17 protein-coding genes are annotated in these 18,582 nt (G+C 41.5%); 7 read left to right on the top strand and 10 right to left on the bottom strand.

The features are described 5' to 3' along the window. Positions 1 to 17 precede the first annotated feature (17 nt). On the top strand, positions 18 to 2,291 hold the full coding sequence (locus HVMH_RS04745) for a patatin-like phospholipase family protein (RefSeq protein WP_029908433.1): 2,274 nt from the start codon (positions 18 to 20) through the stop codon (positions 2,289 to 2,291). Between the two features lie 104 nt (positions 2,292 to 2,395). Here HVMH_RS04745 and HVMH_RS04740 read toward each other — a convergent pair whose 3' ends face one another. The 8 genes from HVMH_RS04740 to thpR all read right to left on the bottom strand — a co-directional run bounded on the left by HVMH_RS04740 (position 2,396) and on the right by thpR (position 11,348). Continuing rightward, positions 2,396 to 3,118 (bottom strand): YebC/PmpR family DNA-binding transcriptional regulator, encoded by a 723-nt coding sequence (locus HVMH_RS04740; protein WP_029908431.1) that lies wholly within the window; start codon positions 3,116 to 3,118, stop codon positions 2,396 to 2,398. Positions 3,119 to 3,639: 521 nt separating this feature from the next. Next, positions 3,640 to 5,406 carry a sugar phosphorylase gene (locus tag HVMH_RS04735; RefSeq protein ID WP_029908427.1) on the bottom strand — a complete coding sequence of 589 codons (1,767 nt, stop codon included), beginning with the start codon at positions 5,404 to 5,406 and terminating at the stop codon, positions 3,640 to 3,642. Between the two features lie 44 nt (positions 5,407 to 5,450). Beyond that, positions 5,451 to 6,659 (bottom strand): glycosyltransferase family protein, encoded by a 1,209-nt coding sequence (locus HVMH_RS04730; RefSeq protein ID WP_029908425.1) that lies wholly within the window; start codon positions 6,657 to 6,659, stop codon positions 5,451 to 5,453. A 43-nt stretch (positions 6,660 to 6,702) separates the two neighbouring features. After that, complete coding sequence (locus HVMH_RS04725; protein WP_029908423.1) at positions 6,703 to 7,470, bottom strand: HAD-IIB family hydrolase; 768 nt, start codon at positions 7,468 to 7,470, stop codon at positions 6,703 to 6,705. 45 nt (positions 7,471 to 7,515) lie between these two features. Then, the gene (locus tag HVMH_RS04720; protein ID WP_029908421.1) at positions 7,516 to 8,376 is read right to left on the bottom strand and encodes a hypothetical protein; all 861 of its coding nucleotides are present in this window, start codon (positions 8,374 to 8,376) and stop codon (positions 7,516 to 7,518) included. A gap of 172 nt (positions 8,377 to 8,548) precedes the next feature. Beyond that, positions 8,549 to 9,799, bottom strand: a complete 1,251-nt coding sequence (locus HVMH_RS04715) for a sensor domain-containing phosphodiesterase (protein ID WP_081822670.1) — start codon at positions 9,797 to 9,799, stop codon at positions 8,549 to 8,551. Positions 9,800 to 9,933: 134 nt separating this feature from the next. Continuing rightward, on the bottom strand, positions 9,934 to 10,533 hold the full coding sequence (locus tag HVMH_RS04710; protein WP_051622926.1) for an ANTAR domain-containing response regulator: 600 nt from the start codon (positions 10,531 to 10,533) through the stop codon (positions 9,934 to 9,936). 260 nt (positions 10,534 to 10,793) lie between these two features. Continuing rightward, complete coding sequence (thpR, locus tag HVMH_RS04705; protein WP_029908415.1) at positions 10,794 to 11,348, bottom strand: RNA 2',3'-cyclic phosphodiesterase; 555 nt, start codon at positions 11,346 to 11,348, stop codon at positions 10,794 to 10,796. A 139-nt stretch (positions 11,349 to 11,487) separates the two neighbouring features. Here thpR and HVMH_RS04700 point away from each other — a divergent pair, with 139 nt between their 5' ends. Further along, positions 11,488 to 11,874, top strand: coding sequence for a DUF6858 family protein (locus HVMH_RS04700; protein WP_029908413.1), 387 nt, complete (start codon positions 11,488 to 11,490; stop codon positions 11,872 to 11,874). Between the two features lie 57 nt (positions 11,875 to 11,931). On the opposite strand, the gene HVMH_RS04695 is transcribed toward HVMH_RS04700, so the two are convergent. Next, positions 11,932 to 12,840 carry a sensor domain-containing diguanylate cyclase gene (locus tag HVMH_RS04695; protein ID WP_051622925.1) on the bottom strand — a complete coding sequence of 303 codons (909 nt, stop codon included), beginning with the start codon at positions 12,838 to 12,840 and terminating at the stop codon, positions 11,932 to 11,934. A gap of 324 nt (positions 12,841 to 13,164) precedes the next feature. Here HVMH_RS04695 and HVMH_RS04690 point away from each other — a divergent pair, with 324 nt between their 5' ends. From HVMH_RS04690 to HVMH_RS04675, 4 genes are all read left to right on the top strand, one after another. Then, positions 13,165 to 14,394 carry a tyrosine-type recombinase/integrase gene (locus tag HVMH_RS04690; RefSeq protein ID WP_029908410.1) on the top strand — a complete coding sequence of 410 codons (1,230 nt, stop codon included), beginning with the start codon at positions 13,165 to 13,167 and terminating at the stop codon, positions 14,392 to 14,394. A 5-nt stretch (positions 14,395 to 14,399) separates the two neighbouring features. Continuing rightward, positions 14,400 to 14,933 carry a hypothetical protein gene (locus HVMH_RS04685; RefSeq protein WP_029908408.1) on the top strand — a complete coding sequence of 178 codons (534 nt, stop codon included), beginning with the start codon at positions 14,400 to 14,402 and terminating at the stop codon, positions 14,931 to 14,933. Between the two features lie 118 nt (positions 14,934 to 15,051). After that, complete coding sequence (locus HVMH_RS04680; protein ID WP_029908406.1) at positions 15,052 to 15,246, top strand: helix-turn-helix transcriptional regulator; 195 nt, start codon at positions 15,052 to 15,054, stop codon at positions 15,244 to 15,246. A gap of 40 nt (positions 15,247 to 15,286) precedes the next feature. Next, positions 15,287 to 15,937, top strand: coding sequence for a hypothetical protein (locus tag HVMH_RS04675; RefSeq protein ID WP_174403345.1), 651 nt, complete (start codon positions 15,287 to 15,289; stop codon positions 15,935 to 15,937). On the opposite strand, the gene HVMH_RS04670 is transcribed toward HVMH_RS04675, so the two are convergent. Continuing rightward, a protein-coding gene (locus tag HVMH_RS04670) for an IS3 family transposase (RefSeq protein ID WP_155988733.1) occupies positions 15,907 to 17,069 on the bottom strand; the annotation gives its coding sequence in 2 pieces (ribosomal slippage) (positions 15,907 to 16,805 and positions 16,805 to 17,069; 1,164 coding nt in all). The two genes, HVMH_RS04675 and HVMH_RS04670, sit on opposite strands and share 31 nt — an antisense overlap. Before the next feature lie 839 nt (positions 17,070 to 17,908). On the opposite strand from HVMH_RS04670, the gene HVMH_RS04665 reads away from it, so the two are divergent. After that, a complete protein-coding gene (locus HVMH_RS04665) occupies positions 17,909 to 18,457 on the top strand; it encodes a hypothetical protein (protein WP_029908402.1) in 549 nt (182 codons plus the stop codon). Positions 18,458 to 18,582 lie beyond the last annotated feature (125 nt).

The raw sequence follows: 18,582 nt of genomic DNA, 5'->3' as shown, positions 1-18,582 counted from the left end.
CAATGATAGGCGGCATAATGAAACACTCCCTGCTTATCCTGCTAATAATCAGTGTTCAGTTGTTTTCTTATGCTCATGCCAGCGAACTTCAAACACCTTCAACTCCTGTACAACCCACACCGGGCCCAGAGGTAAAAGGCGAAAAAACGCCTGAACATGTCCGCCCGAAAATCGGGCTGGTGCTCGCTGGCGGTGGCGCTAGAGGGCTTGCCCACATTGGAGTCATCAAAGCGTTAGAAGCCAGACACATTCCTATCGACTATATCTCTGGAACCAGCATGGGCGCATTGATAGGCGGTCTCTATGCTGCAGGTTTACCCATTAAGCAAATAGAGCACTTCGTTACCCATGTCGACTGGGAGCAAACTTTCAATGACGATCCAAAACGTTACTACCAGTCGTTTCGACGTAAGCAACAGCAGTTTGGTTACTACATCAAAGGCGAAGTCGGCATGCATGACTGGACTTTCCGTCTGCCCAACGGCTTGATTCAAGGACAGAAACAAGACGTCCTACTGGAAAGCCTGTTGCTCAATACCGCGCCGTCGGAGAACTTTGACAAACTCCCCATTCCTTTCCGAGCAGTTGCTACCGATATTGCCACAGGTCAAAGCGTTGTTTTAAAACAAGGAAACCTGTCTCAAGCATTGAGAGCTAGTATGTCTGTACCGGGTATTTTTGCACCGGTTAAAATCGGAAAACACCTCTTGGTGGACGGAGGCATTACCGACAACACCCCCATTGACGTGGTACGAAAGATGGGCGCAGACATTGTTATCGTTTCCGATATACATGACGAGCGAGCACACCGTGACAAACTCAAAAGCTTTGTCGACATCACCAATCAATTGATTACCGGTCTAACACTCAACAACAGCTTGCAACAGCTTTCTACACTGACTTCGAAAGATGTCCTGATTTGTCCTGACTTAACTGGGTTCACCTCTACTGACTTTGACAAAAGCATCTTATTTATCGAACGTGGCGAGCAAGCTGTAACCAAGCATGATAATGCACTAAGAAAACTGGCACTGCCTGAGCCTTACAGTCCACCTAACGAACATCGCAGTCATTCTTTGCTTGTCAAAACAATCGAACTAGACAATAAAACAGGCATTGCTAACAACGTTATCCTGCATTATATCCATCAGAAAACCGAACGACCGCTAGACAGAACCCAACTGGAAACGGATCTCTCATATCTGTATGGTTTGGGTTTTTTCAAAAATGTCAGTTATGACTTCATCAACCACGAAGGTCAAGGAAAGTTGGTGATACATACTTCCGAACCTGAGTGGGGACCAAACTTCTTTAAACTCAAATTTAACCTGGCTTCAAACCTTGGAGACGACACCCAATTCAACTTGGGCTTCAAACACACCTACCAGCCAGTGAATGATATGGGGGCTGAATGGAAAAATGAATTACAGATCGGTGAGATTCAACATGCACGCACTGAGTTCTACCAGCCCATTACCCAAGGACAACGTCTTTACGTCAAACCCTTCGCTGATTACCAGGACGAAAACTACCTTTATAACAATGCATCTTTCGGAACCTTCTCTATTGCTCTAGATAAAAAGCGCATACAAACCGGCTTGGAACTTGGCGTTAACATCACCACCAACAACAGACTGTTCACCCAGTATTACTATGAAAGTGGTGAGTTGGTTATCGGGCACAAAACCTCAAAAGAAATCCGCGACAAATACCACCAAACCGCCACCACCGTCGGGCTTGCGCATGACACACTAGACCATGTCGCTTTCCCAACATCCGGTACGCTGCTATATTACGGTTTTTCGGGCATTTCCAGCAAATATGAACCTTCATTGGAAAGCCACACGGATGTTTTCAAGCTCTCGAGCTACCGCTCTTTTCACCGACATACCTTCAATTTCTATGCGGAATACACCGATATGAACGGCCCTATCGGTTTTGAGAGTAGTCAGTTTTATACTTTGGGTGGTTTCCAGAGGTTATCCGGATTTCGTCAAAACGAGTTGATAGGTAACCAGATCGTCTTTGCTCGATTGAAGTACATCTACCGCCTGCTGGGTGAAAGCAACTCCGTATTTCACTTTCCGCTTTATCTGGGTGCTACCATGGAAGCCGGGAATGTATTTGGTAGCTATACAGCGCCAGAGAAAATCGACTGGGATAAGACTAAACAAGCTGTCAGTGTTTTCCTCGGCATGAATACGCCTTTAGGACCTGCATATCTTGCCTACGGATATCACAATCCAAGTAAGCAATCTATTTACTTCTATTTTGGAAAGAGCTTTGACTAGCGCTTGTTAAGAGAATTAATCTGGCTTAAATGAAAGACCCCAACCTGGCAGATATTTGTGTGAAATCTGCCAGGTTGGGGTGAAAGATAGTAGCGAGATTAAGATTAATCTTCTACTTCAACGTTGTGATAGATTTCCTGAACATCATCAAGGTCGTTCAACAAATCCATAAACTTCTCAAAAGTTTCTAACTCTTCGCCTTGCAGCAAAGTGTAGGTTTGAGGAATAAAAGTGATTTCATCGGTTTCAAACGCCACACCCGGGAAAGTGTCCATCAATGCCGTTCTTGCCTTGAAGTATTCTGTTGGTGGGGTCAATACGCGAACCAAACCTTCTTCCGACTCAACATCCGACACATCAACATCCGCTTCCATCAAAGCTTCCAATACCGCGTCTTCATCGTCATGCTTGAACTCGAACACTGCACGGTGGTCAAACATATGTGCGGTTGTGCCCTGCGTACCCAACTTCGCTTTAATTTTGTTGAATACCCCCCTGACTTCGCCAAACGTACGGTTGTTGTTGTCGGTTAGACAGTCAACAATCATCATACAGCCGCCTGGACCGAACCCTTCGAAACGAACCGTTACGAAATCTTCACCACCTGCACCAGAAGCCTTTTCCAGCGCTTTATCAATAACGTGTGCAGGCACTTGGTTTTGTTTGGCTTTTTCAATCAAATGGGACAATGACAAATTAGCCGTCGGATCTGTCCCGCCATTTTTGGCGCTAACGTAAATTTCTTTACTGAACTTTGAGTAGACCTTCGCTTTCATATTGGAGGTCTTTGCCATGGAATCCTTACGGTTTTGATAGGCTCTTCCCATCTGATATCACTCTCTTTCGAATAAAAAATTATTAGGGGTTAATTGGGCAGGCATTTTACTGAGATGTGCAAGTTTTGTCTATCTGTTAGCACTCATTACCAACGTAAATCGGCGATTTATAAGCAGAAAAGACTCTGGAAGCTAAAAACGGGCGTAAAAAAAACCACTCATAATGAGGGTATTATGAATGGCTCAATGGAGGTGATAATGACTAAAAAAATCAGATACTATCGTTGCATATTAAACATCCAGATGAACCTCGCATAAATTCAAAAAGATGCAACAGATAAACTCTTGATTAAGTTAAAAAAATCCCGCACAAAACAATCATTCGCTTTGTGCGAGCAAGGCACTCTAACTTAACACTTATCATATAACAATCGACATGCCTAAAACTAAATAAACATTTAAATTCAACAACTTAAATTAAATTTATACTTTTTTCAATCATTTTCCCTCAATAATTTTGTAATATTTGCTTCATGGTTATGCATTCGTGTATTAAAGCGGTGCAAAGCTGATTAAGGTGTAAACGGCGCCCACAGAGCAGAAACACTATCAACGGATTCCGGCATCAACCAAATAGATTGATACGGCTGAATCACGTACTTCTCTTCTTGACTACTAACCCCTTGATTATCCAATAGGTTCACCCAGTAATTGTGTCGCTCTATGCCCGCTATCTCAGATAAGTTCAATATTTTGATGTCATTCGTCAGGTTGTGAATTGCCAACAACGGGAAAACTAACCCCTCCCCATCTCTCCATAACGCAAAGAAATCACTTCCCAAATCAACAATCTGCTGCGGTGTATCTGGATGGAATGCTTTATGTTTTTTACGTCTTTGCAGAATATTCGTCAGACGCTTAATGACCTCAGCATTAGAAGTTCTACCACTTTCGATCAATGCTTGAAGGTATTCATAGTCCCACTTACGACGGTTGATGGAACGCGTTCGCCCTGTTTTCTCAACCCCATCCAAGTCATTGGGTGTCGCCACCAAGCTATGAACATAAAATGCGGGAATTCCCTGTAAGGTCATCATAATATTCTGGGAACAAATAAAACGATCCACCTGCCATTGATCCGGTCCATTGGACATATGCGTTTCGCGGAAAGCACTGAACAAAGCGATATTGATTTCATAAGGGCTTTCCGTACCATCAGGGTTACTTTTCATGGATACGAATCCACCCAAACGGTGCATACCGGTAATCAGATCATCCACTTCACGTTTTGGCAAAATACCTTCAATTGGGCGCACGCCAATTCCATCATGTGAAGCGGTAAAGTTTAAGAAAGTACAACCTTCCGGCGGTTCACCCAACTCACTCGCCCATTGCGTCAGATACTGCCCGTCACCACGGTGCAGCGCATGCAACACCAATGGCGCCAAAGCAAATTGGTACACCATGTGGGCTTCATCCTGGTTACCGAAATACGACAGGTTTTCCTGATGCGGCACATTGGTCTCTGTCAGCATAATAGCTTCAGGGCGCGCCACGGACATAATGTCTCTAAACAATTTCACGGCAGTATGGGTTTGCGGCAAGTGAATACAGTTACTTCCCAACTCTTTCCACAGGAAAGCAATGGCATCCAAACGAATCAGACGCGCCCCTTTTTCCAGATACATCAAGAGCACTTCGACCATCTTGATCAAGACTTCCACTTCTTTAAAGTTCAAGTCAATTTGATCGGAGCTGAAAGTCGCCCAAACCATCTTGCGTCCACGGTGTGTATAGGCTGGAACCAGTAGCGGAGAGTTTCTTGGACGCGTTACTTGAGACACATCCTCTTTACCTTCCATTTCAATAAAGAAGCGATTGTAGGGCTCCCTGTCCGCCTTATAGTCGGTAAACCATAAGCTTTCACGAGAGACGTGATTCACAACAAAATCGAACATCAAATCATAAGCTTCTTTCAAGCCTTCGACATGTTCCCAATCGCCCAAATCAGGATCGACCATTTTATAGTCGATAACCGAAAAACCATCATCCGAGCTGTAAGGAAAAAACGGCAGGATGTGAACAGTATTGATGGCATCTTTGATATGCGTCTGTAAAAACTTCTTCAAAGTTTCCAGTGGTGCCAAATCTTCTTGTAGGAACGTATCGCCATAGGTGATCAACAACGCATCTTCCTGACTCCAACGCTCTCCTTCGAAGTTTGACTTAGGAAAGGCTTCTATCATTTCGACGATACGTTGGTAAGCATAAGCCGCCTCTTTTTCAGGATAGAGTGATTGCAGTTTGGTTTCTATCTGACGAAGCGTTTCATTACTCATACTTTCTCCGGTGCGTTTCTATACATTTAGTCTATTTAATCCAATTAGGCGTTATCCAACTCTACAGCCAATTTGATCTCTTCGAGAATGGTCGGGCAAGCACTGACAACACGATTCCAGTTCGGCATAAACGGCATTTCTCCCGGGTTGTCGATAAAACCGACGCCGGCATCCATGATGTTTTTCGCGAACAATTCAATCACCTTCTCTTCCGAGTGCAAATCCAACCTTAAACCGTTCATCTCCGCATCGAATGCATAGGATTCAAGCTGATCCAATGCCGTTCGGTAATACTTGGCGCGAATCGTTCTCAAGGTACTGCGAGAAAACTCATGTCCTCTCACGGCCAGTTTTCTGAATAGCGATTTGGCAATATCCTGACTCATTCGAGACAACCCAGCCGTTTTGTCTTCAAATGAAACATTCTGATGTTTATGATCGTAAACATCTGCAATGTCCACTTGGCAAATACGGCGATTTGAATAGTTTCTCAAGACCTCCGACATCACCCCGATTTCCAAGCCCCAGTCGTATGGAATGCGAATTTCTTTCAAACAATGAACATCCATCGCAAACTCACCTGCCAACGGGTAACGGAAGCTGTCCAGATAATCCAATAAGGCATCATCTCCCACGACACCTTTCAAGGCACGTAACAGCGGCGTCACCAACAAACGCGAAGCCCGACCGTTAAGTTTGCCATCTGCATATCTTGGGTAATAACCCTTTGAGAAAACAAAGTTAAATGTCGGGTGAGCCACAGGGTAAATCAAACGTGCCAACAAGCTTCTGTCATAGGTCAGTACATCGCAATCATGCAGGGCGACCGCCTCCACTTGATCTGACGCCAAAACGTAGCCATAGCAGTTCCAGACATTACTGCCCTTCCCTCGTTCCAATGGTGCTAGGTCTTGTTCTTTCAGCTTGGCAGTCATGGCTTGCATACGAGGACCATCATTCCAGACAATTTTGACATTCCCCAATTCAGCGAAATATTCCTTGGCAAAAGCAAACTGCTCAGCATTGGCTTTGTCCAGACCGATAACAATCTGACTGAGATATGGCACTTTTTTCAATTCGCTCACGATGTGTTTCAGCGCAGGCCCTTCAAGCTCGCTGAATAAGGATGGCAGGATAATACCGAGTGGTTTGGATTGACTGAAATTGAGAAGCTCTCTTTCCAACTCTTCAACCGGCCTATCCGTTAGATTATGAAATGTCGTTACTGTTCCGTTTTGAAAAAAATCACCCATAACTCAAAGCTCCTATGCTTTTTCACTTTAACTACTTCGCCATTTATAACCCTACAATCGACTCAACAGCTTTCACCCAACCTAGTGGCGCATGATCTTCAACATAAATCGCACCTGCCACCTCCAGTTTTTCACCCGAAGCCGCCGGCAAAACCACCGCGGTATCGGCATAATTCAACATCGCCAAATCATTATCACTGTCACCCAATGCAATAATTTTGCATAGACTGCCACAACTGAAATATTCCTTATTCACCAAGAGTTGCATGGCATCGGCTTTGTCATGCTTGCCCATCACATGGTAAAAACGTCCACCTTTCTTCAGGATCAAATCTTCTTTTTCCAACTCGATTTCAAACTGCTCTAAAGCCTCTGGTGAATCCTTCCAAATAATCGGTTCGGTTACTTCACGCTCTTTTGCCAATGCAGCCTCTTTGACCTTCAAACCGGTTTTGTTCATCACTTCTGCCACCGTCCAGTCGCCAAAACCTTCAAAATCCCAATGATGTGACTTCCTCAAGTGCTTCAAATAAGAGCGGATTTCGCTATAGGGCCTGCCAATCAATATTTTTTTAGGCCCTTCATGGGAGGGCAATAGCACCACGCCACCATTTTCTGCAATAACAGGCGGATCAAGCTTCAGCAGTTCTTGCCAACGGGCCAGTTCATCCAATGTCTTGCTTGAATTCAAGATCACCGGAATCCTCATCTCCTTTAGCTTAACCAGAAGTGGACAAATCCCCTGATAATCATAGTTATGATGATTCAGTAGAGTTCCATCCAAATCGGTGAAAATAACCATTTGACTCATAAACGCCAATTCCTAATCAAAGCGGGAAGTGCTTCACTTGAAGCTTTAATTTTCCGGCTTCTTAATGACAAACTTGTTATAAAAGGCCAGTGACAAAATAATCAATGCAATCCCAACAATCAAATACAGGGCGTACAGCATTTGAGCCGGATCGTTCAGTGCCACCTTAAAGACCACCATCAACGCCTCTATCGACAAGGCAATAATGATTGCCGTCAAAAACTTTGCCAGCAAACGAGCGTCGTCTTTTTTGTCAGAATATGCCTTAAAGAATACTTCCCTTTCCAATAGGGTTTTCGCCAAATCGAAAATCGCCAAGCCCATCGTCAGAGAAATGATCGGTTTGAAAATACTCTCTAGGCTATATTGTTCGAGGTGATTCAACTGAATCACATAATCATAGAAGGCATAGCCTATCGACATAATTGAAAAGAACATCAACGACAGACCTATCACCAAATAGAAGCTCTTAGTGACCAAGTTAAACAATTGGTGGCGCTCCACCAACCCAAAGCGGGTCAACAAGGTCGGTAGATTAAAGTCGAAAAAGTAATAGTAATCGCCGTCCGCAATCATGACAGTCACGCACGACTCACCTGTTGCAGAACTGATATAGGGTTCACTAATGGAAACCAATTCATCACGAGATTTAACTTTAGAAACCAAGTAATCCCGGTTTTTGCCCACCGCGGACTTGTTGGTCTTGTTCTTGAAGACATTCGGTGAAATTTGGACAAACGACTTGTCGGTGATATACACCAGTTCAAGGCTTGGTAGAATGGAGAAGAAACCTTTCATCCCGACGACATGAGGCTGCAGGCATTGCCCGTTGTTTCGAATGGTTTCGATCAGAAACTTTTCGATTTCAACCCGGTGGTCTTGATAAAGATTAATAAATTCCTGCATAAATCTCCCCTTTTACCCTATCAAAGCGAGAAGGAGACCTGTTCTTAAATTTATGTTATATATCAGCAATTTATTATGAAATTTAGCGAACAAAACCTAGCAATTATGACAAGGCATTTGTTCGATTTTGGTGCATATCTATCTTTGCCTTAAAGCCCACACAAAAGATAGGTTAAACCGATATCTGAACGCTCTCTGTAGATTTGTCGACATAGCTGACATCAAAGCATGCGACAAAGGGGTTTTCATTGATATACACCACTTTTGAAACCGTTAGACATAGCTGCATATCTATCAATGACCGGTAAGGCTCCGAAACATACAACCTTCCCGGAGACTGTATCGCCTTGACGAAATAACGGCGATTCTTCCAGCACAGACCTTTACCTTTCTTCAACACACTAACTTGTTTGACTTTGTCTTCGACATTGTACTCATCGCTGACCTGATAACCTTCTTGATCCAAGATAAAAAACCTTTTCACAAAAGATAACGTCAGCAATTTTTCCATCTGTAGTTCAAGTTCCGCCAAGTTCGGCATGCCCAGGAAACTTTCAAATAAAGTTTCGTATCCTTTCCTCTGAATTTGTTTTAAGAATGCTTTTTCTTCAATATAAGCCGGGTATTGCTCAGTCACTTCCTTAATGCAAGACTCACCTTGCTTGATGCGATCCAACAACTGGCGAGGGCGTGCAAAATAAAAACCTTGAACCAAATCAACGCCAATGTCCATCGCCAACAGCGCTTGCTCTCTATTTTCGACACCTTCCAGCAGGCAGATACTGCCTGCTTGCTTAATAAGATTGGTCAGATTACGTAGCACACTTTGGCTTCTTAAGCTCTTAGTTGCTTCAAGCAGCACTCCTCGATCCAGCTTAACGATATCTGGTTGCGCCTTCCAGATACGATCCACATTCGAATGTCCGGCACCAAAGTCATCCAAGGCAATCAAACACCCCAAATCTCTAAGTGTGTTAATGACTTTATCAAACAACCCTTCGTCTTTGATCTCGCTTTCAACAACCTCAATAACCACTTCATGGCCTTGCATCTTGAGATCTTTGAGAAATTCGGAAATGTACAAGTCACCCAAAGAGGTCACACCTTCAAAATCCAGATTTAAAAACATCCAATTATCCGGGCGCTTCAATTTTGCCCAGTTTTCAAAATGCATACGATTCAATTGGTGGCTGAATTCGGCTTGTGTTAAGCCCTCCGGCACTTCCAAGCAATTATAGACAGGTACCTGAAAGCCATTTTCCAACGAACGCCCTCTTACCAAGGCTTCCGCACCAACGCAAGCCTGATTAGAAAAACTATATATCGGTTGAAAAACTGAATACAGCTTGTTTTCCAGGGTGTTTAACGTCGACAGTTCCGACGGGTCTATTTGATCCATATCCAACCTATTTAAATTTTCCATAATTTATAAACCTGTCTACTTAACGACCAAACAAACCAACGGAATTCCGCGCCCATTATTATTTTATTTAGAGACAAAAACGCATTTCAGATGAAATGCGCCTTCCGTATCAAATCAAGCTGGTAACTGCTTGTTTAAACACTTGTCATCGTGTTTTCTAATGCCGCAACAACGTCGCATATTTCATGCGCAATCGTTGAAATTTTCTTCCCCTGATCCATCGCCATTTTTCGCATAGTCTTATAGGCCTGATCTTCCGACATATTTTTATGTTCTATCAACAGACCTTTGGCTTTCTCAATAATTGCTCTTTGTGACAGCTTATCCTTAACCTGCAACAATTCTTTCTTCACCGCTTGGCATGCATTGAAACGCAGCATTGCCACTTCGACAATCGGTTTCAATCTGGAAACATCCTTTCCTTCCACTATATAAGCGGCCACACCAGCTTTTACTGATTGCTCGATAACTTTGCTATCACGCTCTTCACTAAAGCAAATAACCGGCTTTGGACAATATTCATTTACCAAGCTAAACTGTTCAAAGAGTTTCGCAGTTGGTTTTTTAACATCCAATACCATCAAATCGACCGGCATTTCATTTAGCGCTTTCAAAATGTTTTGCTCTATTGGCAATACTTTTACTTGATCTGCACCAATTGAAACCAGTCCTGCCTCAAGCTCGCTAACGTCATCGCCATCCGAGACAATCAATACATCAAACTTTGAACGCATCTTTGCACCTCCGAACTAAATGTCGCCTACTGGTAACAATTAACATTCCAAATACTATTTATAGAAATTAATCAAGGACTTAATATTTTTTATGAGAAAGTAGGTGTTGCAAATAAAACAGGAATGAACCAAATTGGTTCATGAATGAAGCGATATTTTTACGCCCATAAAAAGAAAAATAAGCGTCATTTTATATGAAAAAATACAAGTAACCAGATGAAAAACAAGGAAATAATTTCGAAATATAATTAGTAAAAACACTAAATATTGATACTAAACAACGGACGATAAACAACACCACTTGATGACGACTCACTACTAAACACCGAGACTGAATCAACTACCAAATGAACCTCGTTATTTTGATGCCACTCTACCCCTGTTATATCAAACCCTTTCAAAGGCTTGCCCTTATGACGAGCAAGCGTGATATGCGGTAAAAAGGGTAAATCTGGCGCATCAAACCCTAACCTCATCAGTCCAGCATTGACTCTATCCGCCATGTCTTGCAATGCCTGAGAGTTTTCAAACGCCAATGTCACCACCCTCACCTTATCATCACTAGGTAAAAGATTTAACTTCTTACTCCCCACACTCAGAGCTTTGCAGTCAGATACCCAACCTGGTAGATTTTCAATTATGCTCTCAACCTGAGCAGCCTCAACCTGCCCCAGAAATCGCAGCGTTAGATGAAAGTTGTATGGTTTTGTCATGCGCCATCTTTCCCCTAAAAAAGGATCCGCATTATGCTGCCAAGACAACATAGCATCTTTCAATTCACCATCACAAACTTCAATACCGATAAAAATGCGCATAAACTTACTTAAATTAACATCAATTAGTTTTGTTTTAGAGATTCCATTAATAAGATTTATTAGATATAAATTATATTTATAATTATTATCAATTCTTCATTTAAACCTATTTCATAGCCCGAACAATTAGGAGGCTAGCATGCAACAGCAGTTCTTCCAGGAAAAGTTTCCAATCTACAAGATTCAGTTTAACAAGTCCGAATCGAAATTCGCTACTGTAGACGACATCATTGCACAACTGCGGTCAGAAATCGAAGCCAACCCAAAAGCGATGCTGATCGCCATTTTCGACCACTACAGCCACACACAAAGCATTGAAGGTGACATCCGTGGAGACATCAAAGACGCCAAAAACATTATCTTCTGCTTCGGCATGAAAATCCCTAACCCCGAAGTTTTGGCAGTACGTCCGCGCTCTATTGCTGTGGTTGATCTAGGCGATTCGTTTATGGTCAGCTTTATGGAACCACCCATGCAAGTCGCTACCGACTTTATGGAAGACTGGTGCAAAGCGCTAGTGAAATAAGCAACACTAAAACAAAAAAGGTCAGCAATGCTGACCTTTTTTATTTCCATTTAATGCCTAAGCCTCTGAAACAACAACCCTGTTTCGACCTTCTCTTTTTGCTTGATACAACGCCTGATCTGCTCGATTCAATGTCACCTTATAGTCTTGATCCGCTAAGGCACACGACATACCAACACTAAACGTCATTCTTTTATTAAGCGTAGAAGGCGAACGGTACAATGCATGCAAATCCATTACCCATTTCTCAGCGTCTTCCAGGGAAGTTTCCGGCATCATCACCATGAACTCCTCACCTCCCATTCGGCCAATCAAGTCAGATGAACGAATAGACGTCTTTAAGTAGTTTGCCACATGGACAAGCGCCTGATCTCCTATTTCGTGACCATACTCATCATTGATGGACTTAAAGTAATCTATGTCAATAATCGCTATACACAAGGGAGTGTCGTGACGTCTGGCATAATCATGGTATTTAGGTAGTTCATTATCCAAGTACCTTCTATTACCAATGCCCGTTAACGCGTCTGTCAGGCTTTGCTTTCGTATTTTGTCCGTCAACATCATGAGTTGTGACTCCATGATGTAATGCGCTGTCAGGTCTTTAAAAACCCAAACCAACCCCACATACTTACCGTCTTCAAAAATTGGAATAAAATCCCTTTCCAGAAACTTGTCCCCCACCATTTCAACCAATTCATGACGGACAGGTTCTTTATTCCTCAATATTTCGTTTTTTCTTTCAATAAAGAGTTCGGGGTCTTTAAATAGATGCTTTGATTGCTGTGCCGAATACGCACAATCAACGCCAATAATCTCTTCGGGTGATGCTGTGATATTGAACAAATCACAAAAGGCTTGGTTCGCTAGGGATATCTCACCATTCTCGTTCTCAACAACAATGGCATCGTTCATGTTTTCGATGAATGTCTTAAACCTATAACAATCTGAAGAGCTAAAATCCACGCCTAACTCCTTTTGAGGTGGCTTAGTTTCTGAAAAACCATATTAGCACAACTTTGACAGAAGCAAATACAATGAAATTTATAGGGAAAAGGGTTTATTTGAGAGACAACAATGGAATAAATAATTACCCTAAGTGACTGATTATAAAACTAAGATAAATGGCGCGCCCGAAGAATGTCAAACAACAGTCCAGCCTGTAAAAATAAGTATTATTTTTCATAATGTTACAATAAAACACTGTCTCACAAAGTCCCATGAAGCCCATTGAAATACCGTAAATTTTACGGTATCTTTTACGGTATCTAACAACATAGGACGGCACAGATGAAACGAGCATTAACAGATGCCAAAGTAAAAAACCTAAAGCCGAAAGACAAAGCTTATAAAGTAACTGATGGGGGTGGTCTTTATGTTTATGTCACAAAGGCAGGCAGTAAATCTTTTCGCTTTGATACAAGCTTAAAAGGAAAGCGCTTTACATTAACTTTTGGCACTTATCCCGAGATATCTCTAGCTTATGCCAGAGAAAAACATGACAATGCACGAGCCTTAATTGCCAAAAAAATCGACCCAAGAGAAGCAGAACAACAAAGAGATTTAAAAATTAAGCCCTTCAGCTTTTACGCATTAGAAATGCTTAACACCCAGGAATTACGCCCTACTACTGCAAAAAAGAAATTGGCAAAAATGGAACGCCATTTATTCACCCACTTAGATCAAAAACCTGTCACAGAAATAACAGCCGTCGATTTATTGAACCTACTCAAACCTATTGCAGATGCCAATAAGCGAGAAACAGCTAAAGACCTTGCAACCTATTGCCGACAAACCTTTAATTATTTACTTAGTTTACAGTTAATAAGTAACAACCCAGCTGCCACCATTGCCGATCTATTACCAAAACCGAAAAAGTCTCAAAACTTTGCCCATATTACAGACCCGAAAGATTTTGCCAACTTTCTCAAAGGCCTTGATATGTATAGCGGCGACTATTCCGTAAAAAAGGCTTTACAGTTTGCCTCATTATCAATGCTAAGACCGTACAACATTCGTTTTTTGCGTTGGGAGTATATCGACTTTAAAGAGAAGCTAATCACCATTCCAGCCGATGAAATGAAAATGGACAGACCACATAAAGTACCACTATCTGAACAGGCATTAACCATTCTTAAAGACATGAAGCAACTTACTTCAAACAATGAGTTCGTTTTTCTCTCAGCTTGCGGCCAAAGAACGGGCAAACCAATGAGCGAAAACACACTAAATCAGGCCGTTATTCGCATAACAAACCCAAATACAGGAAAACCTATTGGCAGAGGCATTATGACATCACACGGCTTTAGACACACAACCAGCACATTTTTAAACGAAATGGGGTTTAGTGCGGACGCCATCGAATTACAGCTAGCACACGCCTCTCAGGATCGAATCAGGGCAACCTATAACAAAGCTGAGCTTATGCCAGAACGAATGAAAATGATGCAAGCATGGGCAGATTATCTGGGCGCACTAAAAAGCGAGTCTAATATTATTCCGCTTAAACACAGTGTTTAATCACAATGAAAGAAAATCTACAAAAAAATCTTATTGAACGATTGGAATCATCTTTGATAACCATGCTTGAAAGTCATTATGGTGACTCTAGAAAATGGGAAACAAACCATTTTAAGCATTATCGACAATACATTACTTGCATGGTTACACAAGTAAAGGAAATGACTGATGAAGATTTTCTAGGCAATCCTGAACACCACCGTCTGAGACTGGGAATCGAAATAACGGAATCTCTAGCCCTAGCAATAGATGATTCCGACATTCATCCTAATGCAAAAAAAATGCTATTTGAGATACTTCACGAAAGAGCAATAAACTTTGAGGAAGAACTGATAAAAAAACGCTTTCACAAAGGCAGAGGCAAGCCGCAACAAACCTATATCCAAAACTTTATCTGCTACCTACATGAACACTTAGGAAGCTATGAAAAGGCAGTTGCATATACTTTAGACACCCCATACATCTATAAAGACCAAAAGAGACCAGATTTTGAAACCCTCCTACGGGAGAATAGAAAATACAGGAATACGCACAATTAACAAGGGGCTTAAAAAAGATTTTTACCCCCCTAACATTTCAATATCTCAATCCATAAAATCGACTCCGTAGCACAGATAAAACTATATTTGATTTATAAAATTTCTATGGAGTCATATCATGCAAAAATTATTAAGACTTAAACAGGTCATGGCTGAAACAGGCCTTAGCCGTTCATACGTTTACGCTCTTTCCAAGGATGGAAAATTCCCTAAACCCGTCAAACTTTCAGAAAAATCAGTCGCCTGGATTGAAAGTGAAATCAAAGAGTGGATAGATCAGAAAATAATTGACCGAAACCAAGGCTTGGCTTAAAAAATAGCCACATAAGCATCACAAATTAGTGAACATTGAATTGATGGACAACTGGAACAATCCAGAAGCATTTTCTGATATAGAGACCAGAAATAGCACCCCTCGTCCTCAAATTCTTAATGAGATCATATCAGGCATCTACATCCCTTTTGATTGGTACAAAACCAATTATGAGGGAAAGCCTGCTCTAGTCCTCAAACTTTATGGAAAAACATCTAATGAAGAAGTCGAATTATTTTTTAATAACTTTACGCTTTCCAAAAACAAAAAGAATTACAAAACAGAACGCACAAAATCAAAATTTGCTTGCACCTATCGTCTCTGCTTTGGAATGGTAAATAATGACCGGTTCTCGAAGTCTGAACAGTTAATTCAACATTTCGTAGATATTCAGCCAGAACTTAACTGCAAGGCTAAAATACAATTCAGAGCAAAGAATCATGACAGCTTTTATTGTGTCAAAGAGTTTAACCCATGCTCACCAGTTTATGATGATGCTTACTCAAAAAGAGGTGTACTTATAAACAGAAAACGAGGTGCATATAACTCACAACCTGGAAAGAAACTGGAAAACATCAGGAAAGAAGCTGGAAAACATCAGGAAAGAAGCTGGAAAGAGAAACAGACCTCAAACCCGCATAAAAACTTGGTTTGTACTGGTCAAGCAATTTCGGACACATCACGTTTATAATTTTCATATTCAATAGGACTCATGTCACCATTGCTTGTATGAAGCCTTTCTAAGTTGTAATAACGCATATACGCTTTCACATCGTCAATCATATGCTCATGGTTAGGTTGATGTACTTTGAGCAGCCAGTCATGCTTTAAACTGCCAAAGAACCTTTCAACCACGGCATTATCCCAACACGCGCCAACATCGCCCATTGAGGCTCGGATTTTGAATTGTTTCAGCTGCGCTCTAAATGCGTCACTGGTGTATTGTGATCCACGATCACTATGGAAGATCACCCCTTTGGGCGGCTTTCTAAGCCAGTAGGCTTGCTTGAGCGACTCAAGCACGAGTTCGGTGGTCATGCGCGGGCTGATTGACCAACCGATAATCCGGCGTGAGTACAAGTCCATCACCACGCTCAGGTATAGCCAACCCTGTGCGGTTTTTAAATAGGTGATATCACCGGCCCACACTTGATTCATGCCTGTGGGGTTAAAGTCCATGTTCACAAGGTTATCTGCCACAGCGTGGCTTGGGTCCCGTTTTGTGGTGACTTTGAATGCAACACGCTGTTCAACCTTTAGGTTTAAGATTTCCATTAACTTGATGACTTTGTGGCGCCCAACCTTAAAGCCTTCTTTACGTAATCGCTTCATCAGTTCTCGTGAACCGAGACTGTTTCGACTGGCTATAAAAAGGGCTTTAGCTCGCCGATACAGTCGCAGTTGTTCTTCGGTAATAATAGCCTTGGGACGCTTGATCCAATCGTAATAGCCGGAGCGGCTAAAACTCATCACCTTACAGCTTAATTTAACCGAGTAGCCTTCTTGCGCCAACGTATGGATAAACTCAAATCCTAGTGCATTTCTCGGGCGAAGAAGGCTGAGGCCTTTTTTAAAATGTCTTTTTCCATTCGAAGCCGCTTGTTTTCAGCTCGCAGCTTTTTGAGTTCTTCACGCTCATTATCGCTTAAGGCCGCACCATTGGTTTGCGCTTCAAGCTTGTCTTTCCACTTGTAAAGCAAGTTTGGATTAACGCCTAGCGCTTGCGCCGCTTCAGCAACGCTATAACCTTGTTCAGTGACAAGCGCGACCGCTTCTTGTTTAAATTCTTTGGTGTAAGTTTTATAAACTCGCTTCTGATTCATAACCACTCCTAGATTCGACAACATCTATTGTCTCTCATTGAAGTGTCCGTTTCCATTAGACCAGTTCAGTTAGTAACAACATTTCATCTACTAATTACTTGCTAATAGCTAATGAGGTACTAGCTAATAACGCTTCCTTATCTAATAAAGAATATATGGTTAGAAATGAAAGTGGCGGCTTTGACTTCATCCAAATGCCAAATGAAACAATGGATGAATTGTTTGACCGTGTTTTAGATACAACTTGGTAGAAGTTGAAAGTAATGTGTAACACTAATCTACTAGACAAGGTTTTACTGCTAAACTAAAACCAATAAGTTAAAGTAATAACAAGTATATTTTCCATTGGCTAAAACATGAAAAAAATCATTTTGATATTGTTAGGCTTTTCTATCTCTTACTCCTCAAATCTTTTTGCATCCGAGAATGTTCACATTTGTGCTAAATACCACACTCAAGACGGCTGGTCACACGGCTATAGTGTTAACGCAACATTCATAGATGGTTCTGAATTAAATCTCAAAACAAGCTCTTTCAAGTACAACTCTTTATACAAGTACATAGTAATTTTTTGGAAACCTAATGAGGCTAGTGTTATAAAAATGGATTTCCCGTTTCTCACGCCAGTTGGCGTTAATGGTTATGATCAAAATGGAAGGCAATGGGAAGTATCTAATTCGAACTTATGTTATTAATTCTTGCTCTAGCTTCTTGCGAAAAAAAGAGGACAAACCACAATAAGCACAAGCAATGTTGCGACACTAATTAAAAGAAAAATAAGAAGAGAAGGTTGCACACAATATGAACCCACTATCTGTTTTTAAGGACGAAGCAATATCATGTGGCTAAAAAAAGTTTTTAAAATAATCTTGTTTATTGCCTTATTCACTATGACTTTTATTGCTTTCATAATTGGATATAACAAGTATCAAGAGAGTAAACGTGAAGCCGCTGAATTAGAATTTCACGCAAAAGCTCCTTGGAAGTGGCATAAAAAATTGGATGGGGTGCAGATTCAGACGAAGAACGGGAAGAGCACTTTGCGGAAAGTCTACCTGAACCAAAAGTTAGTAGTTTTTGCAACTTTGGATGACAACTACAAATTAATTGCGACAGCTGTTTTTGAGCAGAAATGTCGACCGAATTCCCTTATTGTTACTACGCAAAAATTTTCATCAGGGGAGCAAAAAATTCTCAGGTGCTTGAGCAGTGGTGCAGGCTTGTTTTATTCAACAACATTTGCAAACACATCACAAAATTATGACATCACTTGGGATGAGGATTTAGATGGATTTAAAGTTCATACGGACTTTTCTTTTTGGAACTTCGACAAACTAAGACAAGAAGTCACCATGAACAAACAGTTTGACATAATAAAGAATAAATGAGTGGTTATAAAAAATAGCATCAACTAATACACTTAAGATAGCCAACACAAAGGCTCGAACTCCCTAAAAAGCTAATCTTTATTCCCACCCACAACAACTTTAAAAGTTTCTTGCGACCATAAAAA

This window comes from Hydrogenovibrio marinus (assembly GCF_013340845.1).
In the GTDB taxonomy this organism is placed as follows: Bacteria; Pseudomonadota; Gammaproteobacteria; order Thiomicrospirales; family Thiomicrospiraceae; genus Hydrogenovibrio; species Hydrogenovibrio marinus.
This window is presented reverse-complemented; position numbering and strand designations above follow the sequence as displayed.

Coding starts and splice junctions, on each gene's coding strand:
- HVMH_RS04665 (WP_029908402.1), top strand. CDS start 17,909: ATGTGGCTAAAAAAAGTTTTTAAAATAATCTTGTTTATTGCCTTATTC.
- HVMH_RS04745 (WP_029908433.1), top strand. CDS start 18: ATGAAACACTCCCTGCTTATCCTGCTAATAATCAGTGTTCAGTTGTTT.
- HVMH_RS04730 (WP_029908425.1), bottom strand. CDS start 6,659: ATGGGTGATTTTTTTCAAAACGGAACAGTAACGACATTTCATAATCTA.
- HVMH_RS04715 (WP_081822670.1), bottom strand. CDS start 9,799: ATGGAAAATTTAAATAGGTTGGATATGGATCAAATAGACCCGTCGGAA.
- HVMH_RS04740 (WP_029908431.1), bottom strand. CDS start 3,118: ATGGGAAGAGCCTATCAAAACCGTAAGGATTCCATGGCAAAGACCTCC.
- HVMH_RS04725 (WP_029908423.1), bottom strand. CDS start 7,470: ATGAGTCAAATGGTTATTTTCACCGATTTGGATGGAACTCTACTGAAT.
- thpR (WP_029908415.1), bottom strand. CDS start 11,348: ATGCGCATTTTTATCGGTATTGAAGTTTGTGATGGTGAATTGAAAGAT.
- HVMH_RS04685 (WP_029908408.1), top strand. CDS start 14,400: ATGAAAGAAAATCTACAAAAAAATCTTATTGAACGATTGGAATCATCT.
- HVMH_RS04720 (WP_029908421.1), bottom strand. CDS start 8,376: ATGCAGGAATTTATTAATCTTTATCAAGACCACCGGGTTGAAATCGAA.
- HVMH_RS04690 (WP_029908410.1), top strand. CDS start 13,165: ATGAAACGAGCATTAACAGATGCCAAAGTAAAAAACCTAAAGCCGAAA.
- HVMH_RS04735 (WP_029908427.1), bottom strand. CDS start 5,406: ATGAGTAATGAAACGCTTCGTCAGATAGAAACCAAACTGCAATCACTC.
- HVMH_RS04710 (WP_051622926.1), bottom strand. CDS start 10,533: ATGCGTTCAAAGTTTGATGTATTGATTGTCTCGGATGGCGATGACGTT.
- HVMH_RS04680 (WP_029908406.1), top strand. CDS start 15,052: ATGCAAAAATTATTAAGACTTAAACAGGTCATGGCTGAAACAGGCCTT.
- HVMH_RS04700 (WP_029908413.1), top strand. CDS start 11,488: ATGCAACAGCAGTTCTTCCAGGAAAAGTTTCCAATCTACAAGATTCAG.